Annotated in this window: 18 protein-coding genes; 13 read left to right on the forward strand and 5 right to left on the reverse strand. The window is 38.1% G+C overall.

Annotated features, from left to right (window positions below; all coding sequences use genetic code 11):
• Positions 1 to 41 precede the first annotated feature (41 nt).
• Genes argR through IGL32_RS02065 form a run of 3 tightly spaced genes read left to right on the forward strand, consistent with a single transcriptional unit; the run spans position 42 to position 2,617 of the window.
• Positions 42 to 497, forward strand: a complete 456-nt coding sequence (gene argR, locus IGL32_RS02055; RefSeq protein ID WP_002371463.1) for an arginine repressor — start codon at positions 42 to 44, stop codon at positions 495 to 497.
• Positions 498 to 530: 33 nt separating this feature from the next.
• On the forward strand, positions 531 to 2,039 hold the full coding sequence (locus IGL32_RS02060; RefSeq protein ID WP_430600074.1) for a phosphomannomutase/phosphoglucomutase: 1,509 nt from the start codon (positions 531 to 533) through the stop codon (positions 2,037 to 2,039).
• A gap of 23 nt (positions 2,040 to 2,062) precedes the next feature.
• A complete protein-coding gene (locus IGL32_RS02065; RefSeq protein ID WP_002358673.1) occupies positions 2,063 to 2,617 on the forward strand; it encodes a GNAT family N-acetyltransferase in 555 nt (184 codons plus the stop codon).
• A 124-nt stretch (positions 2,618 to 2,741) separates the two neighbouring features.
• On the opposite strand, the gene IGL32_RS02070 is transcribed toward IGL32_RS02065, so the two are convergent.
• Positions 2,742 to 3,605: an RluA family pseudouridine synthase gene (locus IGL32_RS02070; RefSeq protein WP_002379103.1), complete on the reverse strand. Its 864-nt coding sequence runs from the start codon at positions 3,603 to 3,605 to the stop codon at positions 2,742 to 2,744.
• Positions 3,606 to 3,947: 342 nt separating this feature from the next.
• On the opposite strand from IGL32_RS02070, the gene IGL32_RS02075 reads away from it, so the two are divergent.
• The 5 genes from IGL32_RS02075 (at position 3,948) to IGL32_RS02095 (ending at position 11,578) form a co-directional block, all read left to right on the forward strand.
• The gene (locus tag IGL32_RS02075) at positions 3,948 to 6,134 is read left to right on the forward strand and encodes a PBP1A family penicillin-binding protein (protein ID WP_002366159.1); all 2,187 of its coding nucleotides are present in this window, start codon (positions 3,948 to 3,950) and stop codon (positions 6,132 to 6,134) included.
• 62 nt (positions 6,135 to 6,196) lie between these two features.
• Positions 6,197 to 6,538, forward strand: coding sequence for a YlbF family regulator (locus IGL32_RS02080; RefSeq protein ID WP_002355518.1), 342 nt, complete (start codon positions 6,197 to 6,199; stop codon positions 6,536 to 6,538).
• A gap of 155 nt (positions 6,539 to 6,693) precedes the next feature.
• Positions 6,694 to 7,929, forward strand: a complete 1,236-nt coding sequence (locus IGL32_RS02085) for a DNA repair exonuclease (protein WP_016633998.1) — start codon at positions 6,694 to 6,696, stop codon at positions 7,927 to 7,929.
• Positions 7,926 to 10,637, forward strand: coding sequence for an ATP-binding protein (locus tag IGL32_RS02090; protein WP_430600075.1), 2,712 nt, complete (start codon positions 7,926 to 7,928; stop codon positions 10,635 to 10,637). Before IGL32_RS02085 ends, IGL32_RS02090 begins: the two co-directional genes overlap by 4 nt.
• Complete coding sequence (locus IGL32_RS02095) at positions 10,634 to 11,578, forward strand: 3'-5' exoribonuclease YhaM family protein (protein ID WP_002355522.1); 945 nt, start codon at positions 10,634 to 10,636, stop codon at positions 11,576 to 11,578. The genes IGL32_RS02090 and IGL32_RS02095 overlap by 4 nt, the downstream gene beginning before the upstream one ends.
• Before the next feature lie 38 nt (positions 11,579 to 11,616).
• Here IGL32_RS02095 and IGL32_RS02100 read toward each other — a convergent pair whose 3' ends face one another.
• From IGL32_RS02100 to IGL32_RS02110, 3 genes are all read right to left on the reverse strand, one after another.
• On the reverse strand, positions 11,617 to 12,645 hold the full coding sequence (locus IGL32_RS02100) for a peptidylprolyl isomerase (protein ID WP_002355524.1): 1,029 nt from the start codon (positions 12,643 to 12,645) through the stop codon (positions 11,617 to 11,619).
• 163 nt (positions 12,646 to 12,808) lie between these two features.
• Positions 12,809 to 13,153, reverse strand: coding sequence for a YtxH domain-containing protein (locus tag IGL32_RS02105; RefSeq protein ID WP_002355526.1), 345 nt, complete (start codon positions 13,151 to 13,153; stop codon positions 12,809 to 12,811).
• On the reverse strand, positions 13,154 to 13,579 hold the full coding sequence (locus IGL32_RS02110) for an HIT family protein (RefSeq protein ID WP_002355527.1): 426 nt from the start codon (positions 13,577 to 13,579) through the stop codon (positions 13,154 to 13,156). It lies immediately after the preceding gene.
• Positions 13,580 to 13,794: 215 nt separating this feature from the next.
• On the opposite strand from IGL32_RS02110, the gene IGL32_RS02115 reads away from it, so the two are divergent.
• The 4 genes from IGL32_RS02115 to trmB all read left to right on the forward strand — a co-directional run bounded on the left by IGL32_RS02115 (position 13,795) and on the right by trmB (position 17,370).
• Positions 13,795 to 14,532, forward strand: coding sequence for an ABC transporter ATP-binding protein (locus IGL32_RS02115; protein WP_010707824.1), 738 nt, complete (start codon positions 13,795 to 13,797; stop codon positions 14,530 to 14,532).
• A gap of 1 nt (position 14,533) precedes the next feature.
• Positions 14,534 to 15,745: an ABC transporter permease gene (locus tag IGL32_RS02120; protein ID WP_033591941.1), complete on the forward strand. Its 1,212-nt coding sequence runs from the start codon at positions 14,534 to 14,536 to the stop codon at positions 15,743 to 15,745.
• Positions 15,746 to 15,873: 128 nt separating this feature from the next.
• Complete coding sequence (locus IGL32_RS02125) at positions 15,874 to 16,653, forward strand: phosphotransferase family protein (RefSeq protein ID WP_002355531.1); 780 nt, start codon at positions 15,874 to 15,876, stop codon at positions 16,651 to 16,653.
• 72 nt (positions 16,654 to 16,725) lie between these two features.
• Positions 16,726 to 17,370, forward strand: a complete 645-nt coding sequence (gene trmB, locus IGL32_RS02130; RefSeq protein WP_002355532.1) for a tRNA (guanosine(46)-N7)-methyltransferase TrmB — start codon at positions 16,726 to 16,728, stop codon at positions 17,368 to 17,370.
• 59 nt (positions 17,371 to 17,429) lie between these two features.
• Here trmB and IGL32_RS02135 read toward each other — a convergent pair whose 3' ends face one another.
• Positions 17,430 to 18,176: a MurR/RpiR family transcriptional regulator gene (locus tag IGL32_RS02135; RefSeq protein ID WP_002363162.1), complete on the reverse strand. Its 747-nt coding sequence runs from the start codon at positions 18,174 to 18,176 to the stop codon at positions 17,430 to 17,432.
• 178 nt (positions 18,177 to 18,354) lie between these two features.
• Between IGL32_RS02135 and pfkB the strand changes: the two genes are divergently transcribed.
• Positions 18,355 to 19,281, forward strand: a complete 927-nt coding sequence (gene pfkB, locus IGL32_RS02140; RefSeq protein WP_002355534.1) for a 1-phosphofructokinase — start codon at positions 18,355 to 18,357, stop codon at positions 19,279 to 19,281.

Genomic DNA, 19,281 nt, shown 5'->3' on the forward strand with positions numbered 1-19,281 from the left:
TTGGATATAATAAAAGAAATGAATGGAGAGGAGTGGTCTATATGAAAAAAGCAGAACGTCAACGTTTGATTAAACAATTAATTATGCAACAAGAAATTGAAACACAAGATGAATTAATCACTCGTTTGGAAGAAATTGGCGTCCGAGCCACTCAAGCGACTGTTTCAAGAGATATCCGTGAAATGAGTATTGTTAAAACACATGGTGCAGATGGTCGTGTCAAATATGCAATTTTTTCTCAAGCACAAGGCACAAGCAGTGAAGAGAAATTACGAGAATCAGTAAAAGATTCAGTTGTTCGAATGGAGCGAGTACAATTTATTGTCATCTTGCATACAGAGATGGGAAATGCCGATGTGGTGAGTAACTTTTTAGATGAAGTAGCTTATCCAGAAGTGGCTGGTACAGTGGCTGGTGCGGATACAATTATTGTGATTACACGTTCAGAAGAGGATGCGGAACACTTTATCGAACGCATCGAAAATATGATTTTTTAAAATTGAAAGCATCAATAGAAGGGAGTTTTTTTCTTGGCAGAATTGAAAGCGCTACAAAATGGTTCGGATATTCGGGGAATTGCTTTGGATACGGAAGAGCAAACTGCAACATTAACCGCAACAGCAGTAGCCGAGATTGCGGTGGGCGTGGTTCGTTGGTTACAGGATAAAAAACAGCTGCCACGAAAGGCACAACAGCGCCTGACAATTGCAATCGGACATGATAGTCGTCTAACGGCGGAGCCGATTAAGCAAGCATTAGTAGATACGTTTCTTTCATTAGGTATTCAGGTGATTGACGTTGGTTTAGCTACGACGCCTGCTATGTTTATGGCTACTCAATTTCCAACGCTTCAATGTGATGCAGCGATTATGATTACAGCTAGCCATTTGCCTTATTACTTTAATGGCTTGAAGTTCTTCACAGCAGAAGGTGGAGCAGAGAAAGAAGATATTCGGTATATTTTATCTCATACTGATCCGCTGACGGCCAATGAAAATGGCACACTGATGAAGCAAGAGTTACTGCCAATTTATGCGGAGCATTTGGTGGGAAAAATCCGCCAAGGAATTCATTCGCCAGAAGAGAAACCTTTACAGGGCTTTCGAATTATCGTTGATGCGGGTAATGGGGCTGGGGGCTTCTTTGCGGAGCAGGTTCTTCAAGTTTTGGGCGCTGATACGACGGGATCACAGTTTTTAGAACCAGATGGGCATTTTCCTAATCATGTACCTAATCCAGATAATTCTGAAGCAATGAAAAGTATTCAAACGGCTGTTTTAGCTAATCAAGCAGATTTGGGCATTATCTTTGATACAGATGTAGATCGTTCGGCCGTGGTGGACCAATCAGGTGAGGTACTAAACCGAAATAATTTAATTGCTGTTTTAGCGGCAATTGTTTTAAAAGAAGCGCCTGGTAGTTATATTGTGACAAATTCGCCAACCTCAAGTCATTTAAAAACATTTATTGAAGAAAAAGGCGGCCAACAGATTCGTTATATTTCTGGTTACCGAAATGTCATTAATAAAATGATTGAATTGAATCATGGGGGCTTTCAGACACCGTTAGCCATTGAAACCAGTGGTCATGCAGCGTTTCAAGAAAACTACAATCTGGATGATGGTGCATATGTCGTGGCGAAAATTTTAATGTTGTTACCAGAATTGAAACAAAACAATCAAACGTTAGGAGATCTGATTGCTACATTGAAGCAACCGGCAGAAACCAACGAATTTCGCTTCAAAATTACTGCGGAGGATGTTACTTGTTATGGGCAACAAGTCTTGCGAGACTTTGAATTGTTTGTAGAAAATCAAGCAGACTTTGCTGTGGACCGTGAAAACCAAGAAGGTGTTCGGGGAAACGTGTCTGGTCAATATGGCAGTGGTTGGTTTTTGCTACGCTTAAGTCTGCATGAACCGTTGCTTGTTCTTCAGGTAGAGAATGACCAAAGCGATAAAAATGCGTGTGTCATCGAAAAAATTGCCACTTTTTTACAAAAATACGAGGAAATAGATAGTCAGCAAATAGAAAAATAATCTAGGAAATTAAAGGTGTTCTTATGGAAAATGTTTTAAAAGGAAAACACGTTGGCTTTTCTCATTTTAGAGAAGAATATATCGAACATATTGCAAAACAGCAATGGGATAATGAATTGCTTCGGCATTTGAGCTGGGATGCTTTACATCCGTGGGGGCTTGAAGAATGGAAAGATTTCACAATTAATAAAGGAGAAGATGATCGATTTCTATTTGCTATTTTAGAAAATACGACAGAGGAATTTATTGGTTGGGTTTCGTTGTCTGATGTACAGTTGAAAAATAGAGGGGCCAATTTAGGGATTGCTATTTTACAAAAAGAGCAACGAGGTCAAGGATGTGGCTTTGAGGCGGTGTCTTTAATTTGTAAATTTGCTTTTTATGAATTGGGTTTGCACAAAATCAGATTAGCTGTCAATAGTAACAATCAAAAAGCGATTCATGTTTATGAAAAAGTAGGCTTCAAAAAAGAAGGAATTGATAGAGAAGCGTTATTTCAAGATGGCCAATGGCTGGATATCTACAATTACGGAATTTTACAAAAAGAGTGGCTACAAATGATTAAGGCTGAGAGTTAGCTCAGGAACTGTTTAACACCAAGACACTGAGCAAACGCAGATATGCCGTTCTCAGCAGTGAATGTGCGGTAAAATAAAAAAGCAGAAGAAATCGGCGGTTACCGTCCGATTTCTTCTGTTTTTTTTACCATAGGCCAGGTGTTGCAGTCACAACGATTTGTTTTTTTGTAAACGGATGGAGTAAATGAAGTTGTGAAGCATGGAGCATTAAACGAGCTGCCTGCGATTTTGGGTTGTATAACGGATCACCAATAATTGGATGCCCTTCGCTAGCTAAATGGACCCGAATTTGGTGCGTCCGACCTGTTTCTAAAACACAGGTAACTGCGGTTTGATTGTTAGAAAGAGCTTGGACCACTTGGACATGTGTAATCGCTGAATCCCCTTTTTGAGGATCAATCCGTCGTTTCCGGCGATCATGTCGATCACGACCGATCGGCTGATTGATTGTCTGCTCTTTTTGGTTAAAGTGACCAGCCACAATCGCTTGATATTGGCGGTAAATTTGTTTTGTTTCTAATAAACGCCCTAAAATAGGTAAGACAAAAGGATTTTTAGCAAAGACAATCGCACCACTGGTTTCTTTATCTAATCGATGAACGACATAAGGGACCTGATTTTTCTCAGCTAAATAGGCAGCAACATGATTTAACAAGGTGTTTGTTTCCTGTGGCTGATTTGGATGGGTTTTAATGCCATAAGGTTTATTTACAATCATTAAATGTTCATCTTCATATAAAACCTTCACATGCGTTGCTTCCCCCAAATGAATAGTGGGACGTACATAATCGGTTTCTTCAAACGTTAAGGTGACACAATCGCCAGCTTGGACTGGAAAATGAAAAGCAGCTGTTTCTCCGTTGATTTTGACATTTTTTCGCGTGCGTAAAAAATGGCGCACTTTTCGAGGGACTAGCCACTCATTTTCTAATAGTTCTTTTACAGTCATTGTTGAAAAATTTTCAGGTAATCGCATTGAATATTCCACCAAATCCCACCTTTCACTGATTCGCTATTTAGTGTAACAAAGCTGCTCAAAAGGTCAAGTCAGAACGGAAAAAAAGCTGAAATTTGTTAGAAAGGCAGTTCCTTGAGAGATTCTTAAACAAATTTACATAAAAAACGAAGAAAAGCATGATAGAATAGAGGCTAAATAAAGACTCGTTTCTAAGCGTAAGCAATTATTTACCTCTAGTGAAGGCCATATTTCCTTTGCTACAGCGAAAAGACCATTGAAATTGTTTTTCAACAATTTTTCATGCTTTAGACCTAGGTCGTACCTGCAAGAATATGGTAGACTTAGCCAAGAAACGTAAACAGAGGGAGTACTATGGACAATCTTAAACAATTTTTTAGTAAAGTCGGTGTCGGATTACGTCATTTTTGGACGTGGATAAAGCCTTATTTAATACAATTCCATCAAGCCAGAAAGCGGATTTGGAAAAAGTATCAAATCAATAAAATTTTCTTGTTAATTGGTTTGGTAGTCGCTTTAGGTGCCAGTATTTATTTATTTTACTTAGCCAAGTCCGCAAACGTTGAGACCCTAAAATCAGGGCTAAGTGAATCAACACGCGTTTATGATGAATCAGGAAAAGAAGTCGGAAAGTTATTCGGGCAAAAAGGGACTTTTGTGGAACTGGATAATATTTCTCCTTATATTCAAGATGCGGTTATTTCAACTGAAGATCGCGGGTTTTATCAACATAAAGGGTATTCCATCAAAGGGATTGCCCGTGCGGTTGTTGGAAAATTGACCTTCGGGAAAATCGGTGGCGGTGGTGGCGGAAGTACAATTACGCAGCAATTAGCCAAAAATGCTTACTTAACGCAAGAGCAAACGTTAGATAGGAAAGCCAGAGAATTATTCTTAGCGATTGAAATCGAAAAGAAATATTCGAAAAAAGATATCTTGGCAATGTATTTAAATAATTCTTATTTTGGTAATGGTGTCTGGGGCGTGCAAGATGCAGCTCGTAAATACTTTGGCGTGGATGCGTCCCAAGTGACAGTGGGGGAAGCCGCAACGCTAGCAGGTATGTTAAAAGGGCCAGGAATCTATAACCCAATTGATTACATTGACAATGCCACAGCGCGACGGAATACCGTTTTACAACTTATGGTCGACAATAAAAAACTGTCTCAAGAAGAAGCCAATCAAGAAGCGAGTGTTAACTTAGCGAGTCTATTAAATGACACCTATGTTGGCGACGAAAATAGTTACAAATATCCATATTATTTTGATGCGGTAATTGATGAAGCGGTCAATCGTTATAAATTTAAAGAAGAAGATATTTTAAATAAAGGCTACAAGATTTACACTTCTTTAAATCAGGGGTATCAAGATGCGATGGATGCAACTTATAAAAATGATGCACTATTTCCACCCAATGCAGAAGATGGTGCCATGGTTCAAAGTGGCTCTGTAGCCATTGATCCGAAAACCGGCGGCGTGCAAGCACTGGTGGGCGGTCGAGGAGAACACGTTTATCGAGGCTTTAACTTTGCAACGCAAACAAAACGTTCACCAGGCTCGTCCTTAAAACCAATTTCTGTCTATACACCAGCTTTAGAGGCTGGCTATAAACCAGACTCTGTTTTAGAAGATAAACCACAAGATTATTATCCAGCGCAAAACTATAGCCGAACGTACAGTGGAGAAGTTCCTATGTACCAAGCCTTAGGAGAAAGCTTAAATTTACCAGCGGTGTGGTTATTACATCAAATTGGTTTAGATAAAGGCTATGAAAAAACAGAGAAATTTGGCATTCCATTATCAGAAAAAGATCGATATTATGGTTTAGCACTTGGGGGATTACAAACGGGTGTTTCGCCACTAACCATGGCGGGAGCTTATAGTGCCTTTGCCAATGAAGGTTATAAAACTGAAACGCATTTAATTACAAAAATCGTCGACTCAACTGGCGCAATTGTAGTTGATAATACTAAAGTCAAGAAAGAACAAGTTATTACCAAAGATGTTGCAGACGGGATTACAAGTATGTTACTAGGGGTCTTTAGTTCTGGGAGCGGGGTCAACGCACAACCAGCAGGCTACGTAATGGCTGGTAAAACAGGTACGACAGAAACCAACTTCGATAGTAGTAAAACGAACGATCAGTGGGTGATTGGTTATACACCAGAAGTTGTCATTGCTACTTGGTTAGGCTTCCAAGAAACCAGTAAAACCCATTATCTGGAAGGTAGTAGCGCCACATATGCCTCTCAGGTGTTCAACAGTCAAGCCAGTGGCATCTTGCCACAAGTCAAACAAGCACAATTTCCTGTCGCGGATGCTTATGCCACAGGTGGGAAAGTTGTTGATAGCAACGATAGTTTAACCGGTGGTGCCAATTCTAATTGGCGGGATAACTTAAAAGACTTTGGAAACTCTGTTCAAGATGGCGCTAGCAATTTCGGAGATACATTGAATGAAGTTGGAGGCCAAATTAAAGACGGCGCAAAAAAAGTCAAAGACAAGATTGAAGGAATTTTCGGAGGCTTATTAGGAAATTAGTTGGGAAAACCTAAGAGAAATGGTACAATAAAGATGAAACTATTGAGAAAAGAGGGATTCCATTGAGTAACATTTATGATACAGCCAATCAGATTGAACGTGAACTACGTGAGTTAGACGAATTTAAAGCATTACAAGCAGCGTATGAAGAAGTAAAAGCAGACGAAGCAGCTTACACATTGTTTAAAGAATTCCAAGGATTCCAACAAGGACTACAAGAAAAACAAATGCGCGGCGAAGAATTCACGGATGAAGATGCTGAAAAAGCACAAAGCATTGCAACGAAAGTGCAAGAAACAGCAGTTATCAACGAATTAATGCAAAAAGAACAAGCGTTTAGCTTAGTTGTCAATGATTTAAACCGAATTATCATGACTCCTGTGCGTGATATGTATAACGATTAATTTACGTAATTGAACTCTGACAAGTTGTCTATAAGACAATTTGTCAGAGTTTTTCTTTTACTGAAAATAAAAAAACGAACAAATTTTCGTATGTTTTTACTGACCAAGCTGGCAGAAAATGATATGATAAAGGGAGGAGAAAAGGAGGGGAAACGATGAAACTATTGCATACAGCTGATTTACACATGGATCGGTCTTTTGAAGGGTTAACTGGGATCCCGACAGCCTTAGCGAAGCGCTTAAGAGAAGCTAATCAACAATTGTTGATGAATATCGTAACAGTTGCCATTCGAGAAGCGGTGGACTTGGTTATTTTTGCAGGAGATACGTTTCATCAAAGTCAGACCTCTATTTCAATGCAAGCCCAATTGATGGCTGCATTAGAACAGTTGAAACAAGCAGAAATCCCTGTGATTCTAACATTTGGGAATCATGATTACTATAAAAAAGACCGCTATTGGTTTTCTTTTCCGGACAATGTTTTTTTATTTGAAAAAGAAATGGTTGAGACACTGTATTTTGAAACGAAAGCGGGCGAACAAGTGGCTGTTTCAGGGTTTAGTTATGAGCATCCCTGGATTGATGAAAATAAAGCACTAGAATTTCCTATCAAACAAGCAGAATCTGACATTCATATTGGGATTTATCATGGAGACACCAGTCGGAAAGCGCAACAAAATTATGCTCCGTTTACATGGAAGGATTTAAAAGCCACTGGCTATAATTATTGGGCATTGGGCCACATTCATCAGCCGCAAATTGTTAGTGAACAACCGCTAATTGTTTATCCTGGAACACCTCAAGGACACACGAAAAAAGAACAGTCTTTACAAGGGGTTGCAGTGGTCACACTTTCCCAGAATCAAGCGACTGTTCAATTTGAAAAAGTCGCAGAAATAGATTGGACGAATGAAGAAGTATCTCTTGCGCAATGCCGTGACACCCAAAGCGTTTTGTCTTATCTTGAAACCAGTTTGCTGACGAAATGGCATGCGCATCAGCAACAGCAATTGATGGCGTTGACACTGAAAGAAACGCAACATTTGGATGTGACCGTGGTGCAAGCCATTGTCAATGGTGAACTATTAAGCTACTTACAGCAGCAGCTTTTACAAAAAACGCAAGGTGATTTTTTTGTTTATCGCCTAATATTGCAAGCAGAGGAACCAACGAAAGAACCGATCTATTTAGCCGCTAGTCCCAACTTATTAACGGCATTAGAAAAAACATACTTAGATCCAGTTATTTTTGAAGATACCACCAAGGAATTGTTACGTTATCCAGAATTTGCTGGAATTTTTTCAATGGATGAGCAGTGGCGATTAGAGAGCTTGCGCCTAGCACATGAGCAAATTAATAAAGACTTTACTATTCAGGAGGACCCACTATGAAATTACTCGCAGTAGAGATTGTGGGCTTTGGAAAATGGCAACAACAGAAAATTACATTTGAATCTGGTAATCAATTGCTGTACGGCGCAAATGAAGTTGGCAAGTCCACATTGTATCAATTCATTCAAGCAATACTGTTTGGGTTTCCCACAAAGGGTAAAAGAAAACGCGATTACGCACCTAAAAATGGTGGCTCGTATGGTGGTCGTTTGTGGTTGGCACATCCTGTGTTTGGGGAAGTTCAAGTCGAGCGTTTTAAAGAAAAAAATAAAGGGCAAGCAATCATTTATTATCAACAACAAATGGGGGATGAAAAAACCTTACAGCAAATGTTACATCCGCTAACGAAAAAGTTATTTCAAGAGGTTTTTACTTTCCAACAAGAACAATTAATTACGAGTGACAAGTTGACAGAAGAGGAACTGCAAACATCCTTGTTAGCCATTGGTGTTTCTGGTAGTCAACAACTTTTGACTTACCGAAATGCGTACTTTAAAGAAGCACAAAAAATCTTTAAAGGCAAAGGGCAGCAGCCATTACTCAATCAGAAGTTGGCGGCTTATCAAGAACTAAAAGAGCAAATTCAAGAGAAAGAAGCGCAGCAACAAACTTTTCAACAATTAGAAGAAACGATTCGCGAAACAGAACAACAGCGAGTGACACTGCAACAGCAATTAAAAGAAACGCAACAGGGCTTGTTACAGGTTGCGGAACAGCAACGTCACTTTCCCTTGTACGAAGAATGGCAGTCGCTACCTGAAGAAACAGAGAACGTTGTTTTAGTAAAAGAAGACCAAGTTCAATTAGAAGAAACCTTTCAAGAATATATGTACCTAGACAAAGAACGGCAACGTTTGACCAAAGAGTTATCTCTTCAGTCAGAAGCGCTCGATGTTCCAGAAGGCTATGCTTTTTACCTAGAACAAGAAGCATTGATTCAACAATTGTTGAATCAACGCTATGATATGCAACAATTGATGACGGAATCGGAATGGATGACCCAAACCTTTGATCAAAATCGTCAAGAAATGGTCCTTTTAGAGAACGAATGGTCATGGTCGCCTGAACGACCACCACAGCTTTTCTATGACAACGAAACCGTTCAAAAGTGGCGCCAACAACAAGTTGCGTATACGCAAGCTCTTCAAAAAGGACAAGAACAGAAAGCATTCTTGGCTTCTCAAATTGAAAATCTGGAAGACCAGTTAACGGATTTTGAAAAAGCGCATGCCGCATTTTTTGGTGAAGCGACGCGTGCCCAAAAAGCGCAGAAAACAAGTCAACCACTTTGGTTATTGCTAGGAAGTATCCTTGCATTACTCGGTTTCTTTTTGCCAAGCCCTTTAAAATGGGGCCTAGTTCTCGTGGGAGTTAGTTTTATCGCGAAAGAAGTGCTTAGCTACGCCACTAGAAAAGAAGTTTCCTCTGATGAAGTGAAAGAAGAGTGGCAGACAAAACTTTCGCAACTAGATTATTTAAATGAACAGTTCCAACAGGCGCTGAATCAAGAACGTGAGGCACAACTGCAAGTGGAACAACTTGAACAAGCAGTAGCGGAGCAAGCCCAAGTCCATCAATTAGGAAAAATGCAACAAATTGATACTTTAATGAATCAGCGGGAATTGATTACGCGCTATTTATTGCTTGTTCAAACAAATGAAGAACTCATGAGTCAATTGAAGGAAAATCAACAAAAACGCCAAGGATTTGAAGAACAAGTCTTTCCATTGATGACGCATTTACCCTTACAAGGAAAGAGCCTTTCCGAAAAGTTACACTTTTTAGAAGGATTTGCTGAAGAAATGGAGAAAGTTCGCTTTGCTCAGGAGTATCAAGCAGATGGCTATCTCAAACAACAGTTACGAGAGTTGAAAACTAAACAGCAAGAAGCATTAACACGAATTCAGCCTTTACTAATTCGTTATCGGATTCTATCAATCGCTGATGTTCCAAGTAGGATTCAACAGCTGACCACTCAGCAAGCTCAAGTTGGTCGTGGGCAAGAATTAGCGACGCAATTAGGCAATCTGTTTCCAGAAGCGGTAACAGAAGCAACGTTAAAAGCCCGTTCTCTACAACTAATGCAGCAACAAGCACTGGAAGAAAGCCAGTTAGATAAAATACAAGAACAGTATCAAGCGCTGATTTATGAAAAACAACAATTAATGACGGATGGTACCTTAGATGAGTTGTATCAACGCCAAGCAATTTTAAAAGCGGAAATCAAAGAACTAGCTCAACGTTGGTCTGGGTATCAACTGGCGGGGCAACTGTTAATGGACCTATTAACAGAGCTTTCAGAACAACAATTGCCCAGCTTATTACAGTATGCATCAAGCTACTTTGCACTTTTAACAAGCCAGCGTTATCAATCAATCCAAGTAGCCGAAGGTCAACTAGTTGCGGTGACGAAAGAACAAGAAATGTTTTATTTACATGAATTATCAACTGGCACTAAAGATCAATTGATGATGGCTGTTCGTTTTGCTTTTTTAGCAGTCCAAGGCGAGCAACTGGTTTGTCCAATTATCATTGATGATGGCTGGTTACACTATGATCATCAAAGAAAAGCCCAATTAGCTGAATTATTTACTAAGTTTGGTCAAAAACAGCAAGTCATTTGTTTTTCTTCTGACCAAGAAATGGTAAGCTATTATCAGGACTTAAAACAAAGAGTAATTGCGTTAGAAGGAGGAAGCGTCAAGTGAAAAAATTACGTGAATTAACAGTAGAAGAACTTTTTGAATCATTTGTTCTAATTAAAAATGCCGATGTACGTGTAGCTAAAAATGGGAAAAAGTTTATTGCCTTTACCTTTCAAGACACATCTGGCACGATTGACGGAAAATATTGGGACGCCTCTGAGGATGAAATTACACGATTTACTGCGGGGAACGTTGTTTTACTGAATGGGAAACGAGAAGTTTATCAAAATAAACCCCAAGTAAAAATTTTACACATGCGTTTAGCGACAGCAGAGGAACCAAGCCAGCCAAGTTTATATATGGAACGAGCGCCTTTGAAAAAAGAAGAGATGGTCGAGGAAATCAATCAAGTGATTTTTGAGATTACCAATGCTCATTGGAATCGTATTGTGCGCTATCTCATGACAAAATACCAACAAGAATTTTATGAATTTCCTGCAGCCAAACGGAACCATCATGCTTTTGCGAATGGCTTAGCTTACCACACTGTCTCAATGTTGCGCCTAGGCAAAGCAATTGCTAAGGAATATCCTGAAATTAACACGTCACTATTATACGCGGGGATTATTTTACATGACTTAGGAAAAGTTTTAGAGTTATCTGGCGCTATTACGACAGAATATACGGTGGCAGGGAACTTAATTGGTCATTTAGTTTTGGTGGATGAGGAAATTACCAAGGCGTGTTTGGCTTTGAAAATTGATGATCGAGAAGAAGACGTTGTCGTTCTTCGGCACATGGTCTTAGCCCACCATGGATTGTTGGAATATGGCTCACCTGTGCGACCAAGAATTATGGAAGCGGAAATCTTACATCAAATTGATACCATGGATGCGTCCATTCAAATGATGCTAGGGGCAATTCGTCAAACACAGCCTGGGGAGTATACGGAACGAATCTTTGGTTTAGATAACCGCAGTTTCTATGTTCCAAAAGATAAATAAAAAAGGGAGTGGTCAATCGACCACTCTCTTTTTTATGCTTATTTAGAAGAAGATTCTGTTGTTTTGCTTGAAGAATCTGTTGCTTTTTCAGAGTCGCTTGTTTTGGTATCGCTTGTTTTAGAATCACTTGATTTTGATTCTTTTTTCTCTGAAGAAGCGCTTGAAGATTCAGTTTGCATGTAGCCTGCTAAAGCGTTCTTGAAGGCATCATCTTTAATTTTCACATTGGCCGCTTTTAATTCGTCACTAATGACTTTCGAAACAAATGTTTGATCGGCTAATTTTGTTTCTTCAGCAATTTTCTTGATCTCTTTTTCATAAGGTTTCATGTCATTGCCTTTTGCTTTGTTTTTCGTCATTTTCACTACATAGTAGGTTGTTTGGTAGGTTTGCATATTTGTTGCAGCAATTGGTTCTGACACTTCGCCATCTTTTAATTTGAAGGCAGCTTCTTTAACTTCGGCAGGAACAGTTGTTGCTTGTGAATCAAATTTAATTTTACCGCCATCTTTTTTCGTAGCAGCATCTGTTGATTTTTCTTTAGCAATTTTTGTGAAATCGCCGCCGTCAGTGATTTCTTTCTTGACAGCTTTGGCATCATCTTCTGAAGCAACTTGGATAATTTGTGCTTCTACTTCTGGATGGAAACTTGCCCAAGCTGTTTTTAAGTCTTCATCTGTAATTTTTAAGTGGGCTTTTAGACCTGCATCATAGGCTGCTCTTTGTTTTAACTGTTTCTTGAATGTTTTTTCAGTTAAACCAGCTTGTTTTAATGCATCAGAGAACTTTCCACCTTGTGCTTCTACTTGTTCTTTGGCTTCGTCAAAGTTTTTTTGAATATCTTTGTCAGTTACTTTGTCGCCATATTTTTCTTCAAAGACTTTATAAATAACCATTTGGCTAAACGCTTGTTGGCTAGTGCTTTGTTCTTTAATTTGGTTATAAAAATCATCAACAGTAATTGTTGAACCTTTCATTGTTGCGATATCTTTTGAACCGCTTGAACACGCTGCTAAACTAAAAACGGCCATTGCGCCCGCTGCAGCTAAGATTAGTTTTTTCTTCATTCTCTTATGCACTCCTGTTTTTTTTAGTTTTATTTCTGTTATAACTATACCATACCTTATTTTGAAAAAGAAAGAGTCTCAGGCATAGTTTCAAACAAAATTCGTATTTACGTCACACTTTTTATTTTTTTAATAACAAAAGAAATAATTAACATAAAAGACTTTACTTTTGCTTGTTGGTTTGTGTGTCAGGTAATTCAGCCGTGATTTTGGCAATTTGTTCTTTAATTTGAGCAATCCGAGGTTCCGCTTGGAATTTGAAATCAGTGATTTCTTGTTGCAGGTCTTTTGAAAATTCAGTTGCCAGTGGAACGTTTTCTTCGACAACTGCCAAATTTCGTTGCACCTGATCCCAGTCATTCGTGACTTGATTTTTCAGTGAACGATAGTCCTCTAGCTCATTGATTAAATGTTGGCGTGTTTCTTTCCCGCTTCTTGGAGCAGCCAACAAGCCGCCAATGGTACCAGCAGCTGCACCAAAAAAGAGACCTTTAATAAATTTTTTCATTTAGTTCACCTGCTTTGCAATGGTCTCAGCAATTTCTTGCATCGCTTCGGCGGAATAGTCCTCTTGATGGTTGCCAAAATGAATAGAGAAATCATCTTCTTTTGAATAACGGGGAATCAAATGAACGTGGGAATGGAAAACGGATTGATAAGCCACTTCCTTATTGTTATTTAAAATGTTTAATCCTTCCATTTCTGGAAAAGCTTTTTCTAATGCTCGTGCTACTTTAGGAATACGAGCAAAGACGTCGCTTGCTAAAACGTCATTATATTCAAAAATATCAGCAACGTGTTGTTTTGGAATCATTAAGGTATGCCCTTTGGTCACTTGTGTAATGTCTAAAAACGCGTAGACTTTCTCGTCTTCATAGACTTTATAACTTGGGATTTCGCCGTTGATAATTTTACAAAAAATACAATCATTCATGAAAAATTCCTCTTTTCTCTAGATTCTTTCCTTTACTTTACCACAAGTTGATTTCTCTGTGGATGAAAAAGTACGTGAGTTCGCTAAAAAGTTCGTTTCATTTCGTGTATAATAAGAGAAAGAAAAAAATCCATTTAATTAAGGGAGTAATTTTTGAATTCTTGGTTCGCTTAGGGTTTAATAATGGTAGAGAGAAAAGGTTGGAGGCAAAAGAAATGAGCTTAACAATTGAACATTTAACAGGAGGTTACGGCCATATTCCTGTCTTAAAAGATATTAATTTTGACGTCAAGTCTGGTGAAATGGTTGGTTTAATCGGCTTGAATGGTGCGGGGAAAAGTACCACCATCAAAAATATTATTGGGTTACTTACGCCGCAAAAAGGCAAAATTATGATTGACGGGGAAACATTGCAACAAGCCCCTGAAGAATATCGTAAAAAAATCGGGTATATTCCGGAAACACCTTCTTTATATGAAGAATTAACATTGAAAGAGCATATCGAAGTAACGGCCTTGGCTTATGATATTCCATTAGAAGAAGCGTTCAAACGAGCAGAACCATTACTAAAAACGTTCCGTTTAGACAATAAATTGGAATGGTTTCCTGCTAATTTTTCAAAAGGCATGAAACAAAAAGTCATGGTACTTTGTGCATTCTTAATTGAACCGAGTTTATATATTATTGATGAACCTTTTCTAGGCTTAGATCCTTTAGCAATTCATGCTTTATTAGAATTAATGGATACGATGCGTAAGCAAGGGGCAGCGATTTTAATGTCCACGCATATTTTAGCAACAGCTGAAAAATATTGTGATCGCTTTGTGGTGCTACACGAAGGGAAATTATGGGCAAACGGTACAATGGCTGAATTACGTGCAGAATTTAATTTACCAGAGTCTTCTTTAGATGATATTTATCTTGCCTTGACAAAGGAAGAAAAGGTGGGGTAACATGGGCGAATTTTTTAGTCAACGTTTGTCACGGCATTTCAAAAAAATGTCCAAGTACTTGCGCTATATTTTAAATGATCATTTTGTTTTAGTCTGTATGTTTTTATTAGGCGGATTAGGTCTGTACTATTCCCAGTTGTTAAAAGAATTACCTCGTGATTTTGTTTGGGGCAGACCGTTAATTCTGTTGGGCTGGCTGCTACTCATTCAAGTTGGTAAGTTGGCTACTTTGACAGAAGAGCCGGACAAGGTTTTTTTATTACCAAAAGAAAAACAATTCGCTGCTTATCTGAAACGAGCGCTGCGCTACTCTTTACTTTTACCGATTGTGGTCAGCTTTCTAGGAAGTGGCCTATTGATGCCGTTGATTGTAGTCACAACAGGTTGGTCGTTTCAAACCTTCTTTTTATTTTTGATCATGCTAGTTTGTATGATTTATACACATCTTAGTTTACAAAGCTATGGGCTCTATCATCTTTCGTCAACCACTTACCGTAGTTGGTGGTTTGTTTGGTTGATCAGTAGTCTCTTGATTATGACGGGAGCTATTTACTGGACGCCTTGGGTTGGTGTGATTGGTGGCATCATTCTGGCCGTTGGTTTATCGAGTATTTGGCAAAATAAGATGAAACAGAGTTTCTTGGATTGGGAAAAAATGATCCAAAAAGAACAAAACAGAATGCATAGAATTTATAAATTCATTCAGCTGTTTACAGATATTCCTGAAGTGAGTAGTACAGTGAAACGCCGTAAATACTTAGATCCTCTCCTCGGAGTAGTCAAAAAAACATCTGAGAACACGTATGCTTACTTATTCATTCGGAGCTTTTTACGAGGTAGCGAATATAGCGGCTTATTGTTTCGTTTGATTTTGGTTGGTGGCGTGCTACTCTTCTTTTTACAAGAATTCTGGATTGCGTTGGTAGTTGCTTTATTGTTTGTCTATTTAATCGGGTTCCAGTTGATTCCCATGTACACGCAATTTGATTATATGGTGATGACACAGTTATATCCAATTTCAATAGAAAAAAAACAAGCAGCGATTCGCCGGTTAATTAGCGGCGCATTATCTGTTGCGGCCATTATTTTTGGTGGGATTGTCTGCCTTCGTTTAGGCAGTTTGCAAAATAGCTTGATCATTCTGGGTGCCTTAATTGTAGAAGTTGTGATTTTCACTAAAATGTATGTTCCAATGCGCTTGAATAAGTTATAAAGATGAGAAAACCCAGCAAAATTTACAAAAGAACCACATAGAAGCTTGACGAAGCAAGGTTTGGCGACTAAAATGGTAATTGCTGTAAAAATTGCAATAAAATTGTGTTGAGATAGGAGATAATTTCCATGGAATTTCAGTTGGATAAAGACTGGCGTCTGCAGCCGATAAAGGGCGCAACTGGTCAAACATACATGGGAATAAAAGAAACAGAGAAAGTGTTCATTAAACGAAACACTTCTCCACTTCTTGCAGCATTGTCTAAAGAAGGGTTAGCCCCGAAGATGATTTGGACAAAGCGGACAGCGAATGGCGACGTACTAACAGCCCAAGAATGGCTGGAAGGACGTTTATTACATGCGGACGAAATTGGCAAACGCAATGACGTGATTGACGTGTTATACCAATTGCATCATTCCAATTTGCTGAAAGACATGTTGAAAAAAATTGGTGGCGAAGTTTGTACCCCGCTAACAATGTTGAAAGAGTATAAGCGTCAACTACCTAAAGAATTAAAACGAAACAGTTATTTAAAAGAAGTAATCACTTATTTATATAATCATTTACCAGAATATCCAGAAACTAGTTATGTAGCTGTTCACGGCGATGTGAATCATCGGAATTGGTTAGTCTCGAATAATTATCTCTATTTAGTAGATTGGGATTCTGTGATGGTCGCGGACCCAGCGGTAGATTTAGGAATGATTTTGAGTCATTATGTCCCTCGTTCCGGTTGGAATCAATGGTTACTATCTTATGGTTTAATCCCGAATGAAAGTACGGTTCAACGAATTTATTGGTATGGTTTATTTAGCTTTTTACAAGAGATTGTTCGTCATCACCAAGAGGGCGAAAGAAGAGCAATGACTGCAGAAATTTTACAATTAAAACGAATGTTTAGTAGTTAAACTAATTCATTTAACATCCACACAGGCTGGCGAATTTCACCAGTCTGTTTTTAAAAGAAAGGAATTTTAAATATGCGTGTAAGAAATAGACCCGGAGCAGCAGAATATATGGCAAAATATCCACAATATGTGGTAGAAGGTCCTGAAAAATGGCAAGGGAAATGGCAAGAACGTTTTGGCAATAATCATCCCATCCACATTGAAATTGGTTCAGGTAAAGGTCGTTTTATTTATGAAATGGCTAAAGCACATCCTGAAATTAATTATATTGGTATCGATATGCAATTAAGTATTTTATCGATTGCATTAGATAAGCTAGTGGCCGAGCCGTTACCTAATCTACAGTTATTGCGAGTAGACGGCGAAGCATTAACAGAATATTTTGCTGAAAATGAAGTAGATTTAATCTATTTAAATTTTTCAGATCCTTGGCCAAAGAAAAAACATGAAAAACGTCGTTTAACGTATAAAAACTTTTTAGCGACAGATGAAATTATCTTAAAACCAAATGGAGAAATTCATTTTAAAACGGATAATCAAGGGCTCTTCGAATACTCATTAAGTAGCTTTTCTAAATATGGCATGATTATTGAACGTGTGTGGCTAGATTTGCATAATAGCGAGTTTGAAGGCAACATTATGACAGAATACGAAGAAAAATTTTCTAGTCGTGGTCAACGAATTTATCGAGTAGAAGCACGTTTTGTTGCAAAATAAAAACAAGCATTCCTTTATTTTAAGTGAAGGAATGCTTGTTTTTTATTATTTAAGAAAGCTTAAGTTGTCGTTCTTAAAGCATAGGCGTCCAATAAAATTCTTGCCAGAATGGATAGTGGTAACCGTGAACGCACTTCATAATCGGGGAAAAAGGAGCCTTCTGATTTGAAGCCTACGAACGGAATTTCAATGTATTTCATTAAACTAGAGTGTTTGCTTGCAGTTAAAAGGATAGTCCCAATTTCTGAGTCGTAACAGTTTTTACCAGCGACAACTAATTCTTGGGTTTCTCCGTTTAAAGAAACAAAAAGAGCCACATCCTTTTTTGATAACTTTTTACTAATATTTTTAATAATTTCTGGGTCCGTATGCAGTTCACAGTATTTGCCAGCCAATTGAAACTTAACCATCATTTCCTGAGCAATTAATTCTGAAAAACCTCTAGCAAAGATAATAATCCGTCGAGAAGCCTTGATTTTTTGGATCGCATCTTCGATATTACCAATTTCAATCATGTTAATCGTGCGAGTTACTTCTTCTTCATTCTTTAAAATGGCTGTCCGAATTCCTCGGTCTACTTTTTCTAATGCTGAAAAATTTATATTTTGGTTTTCTTTATCTTTCAAGTGATGCTTGAAGGATGTGAAACCTTCATAGCCTTTCTTTTTCATGGTTCTTACAATCGTCGCAGTTGATACATTGGCTCGTTCGCTTAATTTTACAATGGAATAATCAGGGATTTCTAAAATATGTGTTTCGATAAAATGCCAGAGATATTGCTCTGACTCACTCAATTTTTGTTCCATAATGACCAGCCCTTCTTTCTTTCACTAAAAAAACATTTATAAGCCTATTTTTAATGAAAAAAAATAAAAAAGCTAGAGAAATTATGAAATTGTAAATGTTTTCTATATTTTTGCGAAAGAATGAAAACCTTTACATGGCATTTTGAGACATAATAAAGAGGAGAAAGGAGGAACTACAGTGACTATTTATACATGTACATTAAATTTAGCCATTGATTTATTTATCGAAACAGAAGAGCTAGTTCCTTTTGTCGTGAATCGTACGAAGGAAGATGATATTCAAGCAAACGGGAAAGGAGTCAATGTTTCCCTAATTTTAAAGATGTTAGGGATTGATAATACCGCTTTGGGAGTCAAAGCTGGTTTCACTGGGAACTATGTCGAGGACTATTTAAAAGAAAAAGAAATAACCACTGATTTTATCGAAGTCGCTGGTACAACGAGAATTAATGTGTTTACAAAAGTTACCCAAGATCAAAAGGAATACAAATTAGTCAATAAGGGACCAAAATTATCTGAAGAACATGTACAACGTTTTTTGAAAAAAATTTCAGAGTTACGTAAAGGGGATTATTTGTGCGTATCAGGAAGTTTACCACAAGGGGTTTCGCCAAGTATTTTGATTGAAATTAGCCGAATTTGTTTTGAAAAACAGGTGTTCTTAATCTTAGACAGTAGTTATGAAGAAATTTTAGATTGTTTGCCTTATCAACCATTTTTATTGAAACCAAATGAAGAAGAACTTCAAGAGTGGTTTCATACAGAAGTGCAGACTAAGGACGATTACATTTTTTACGGACAAGAATTACTGAAGCGGGGAGCCAAAAATATTTTACTTTCTTTAGGTAGTGAAGGGGCTTTATTTATGAATAATGAAAAGGTTCTTTCAGGTAATTCACCAACTGGAATGGTTGTGAATACAGCTTGTTCAGGGGATGCAATGTTAGGTACCTTTTTAGCTGGTTGGCATCAAGGACTTTCATTGGAAAAAAATTTGAAAAGAAGTATTGCAGCAGGTAGTTCAACAGCATTTCGCAAAGGATTGACAGATTTTTCAGATGTTCAGGAGTTAGAGCAACAAATAAAGATTCAAGAGGAGGAATAA

The organism is Enterococcus sp. AZ035 (genome assembly GCF_050548325.1).
Classification (GTDB): Bacteria; Bacillota; Bacilli; order Lactobacillales; family Enterococcaceae; genus Enterococcus; species Enterococcus faecalis.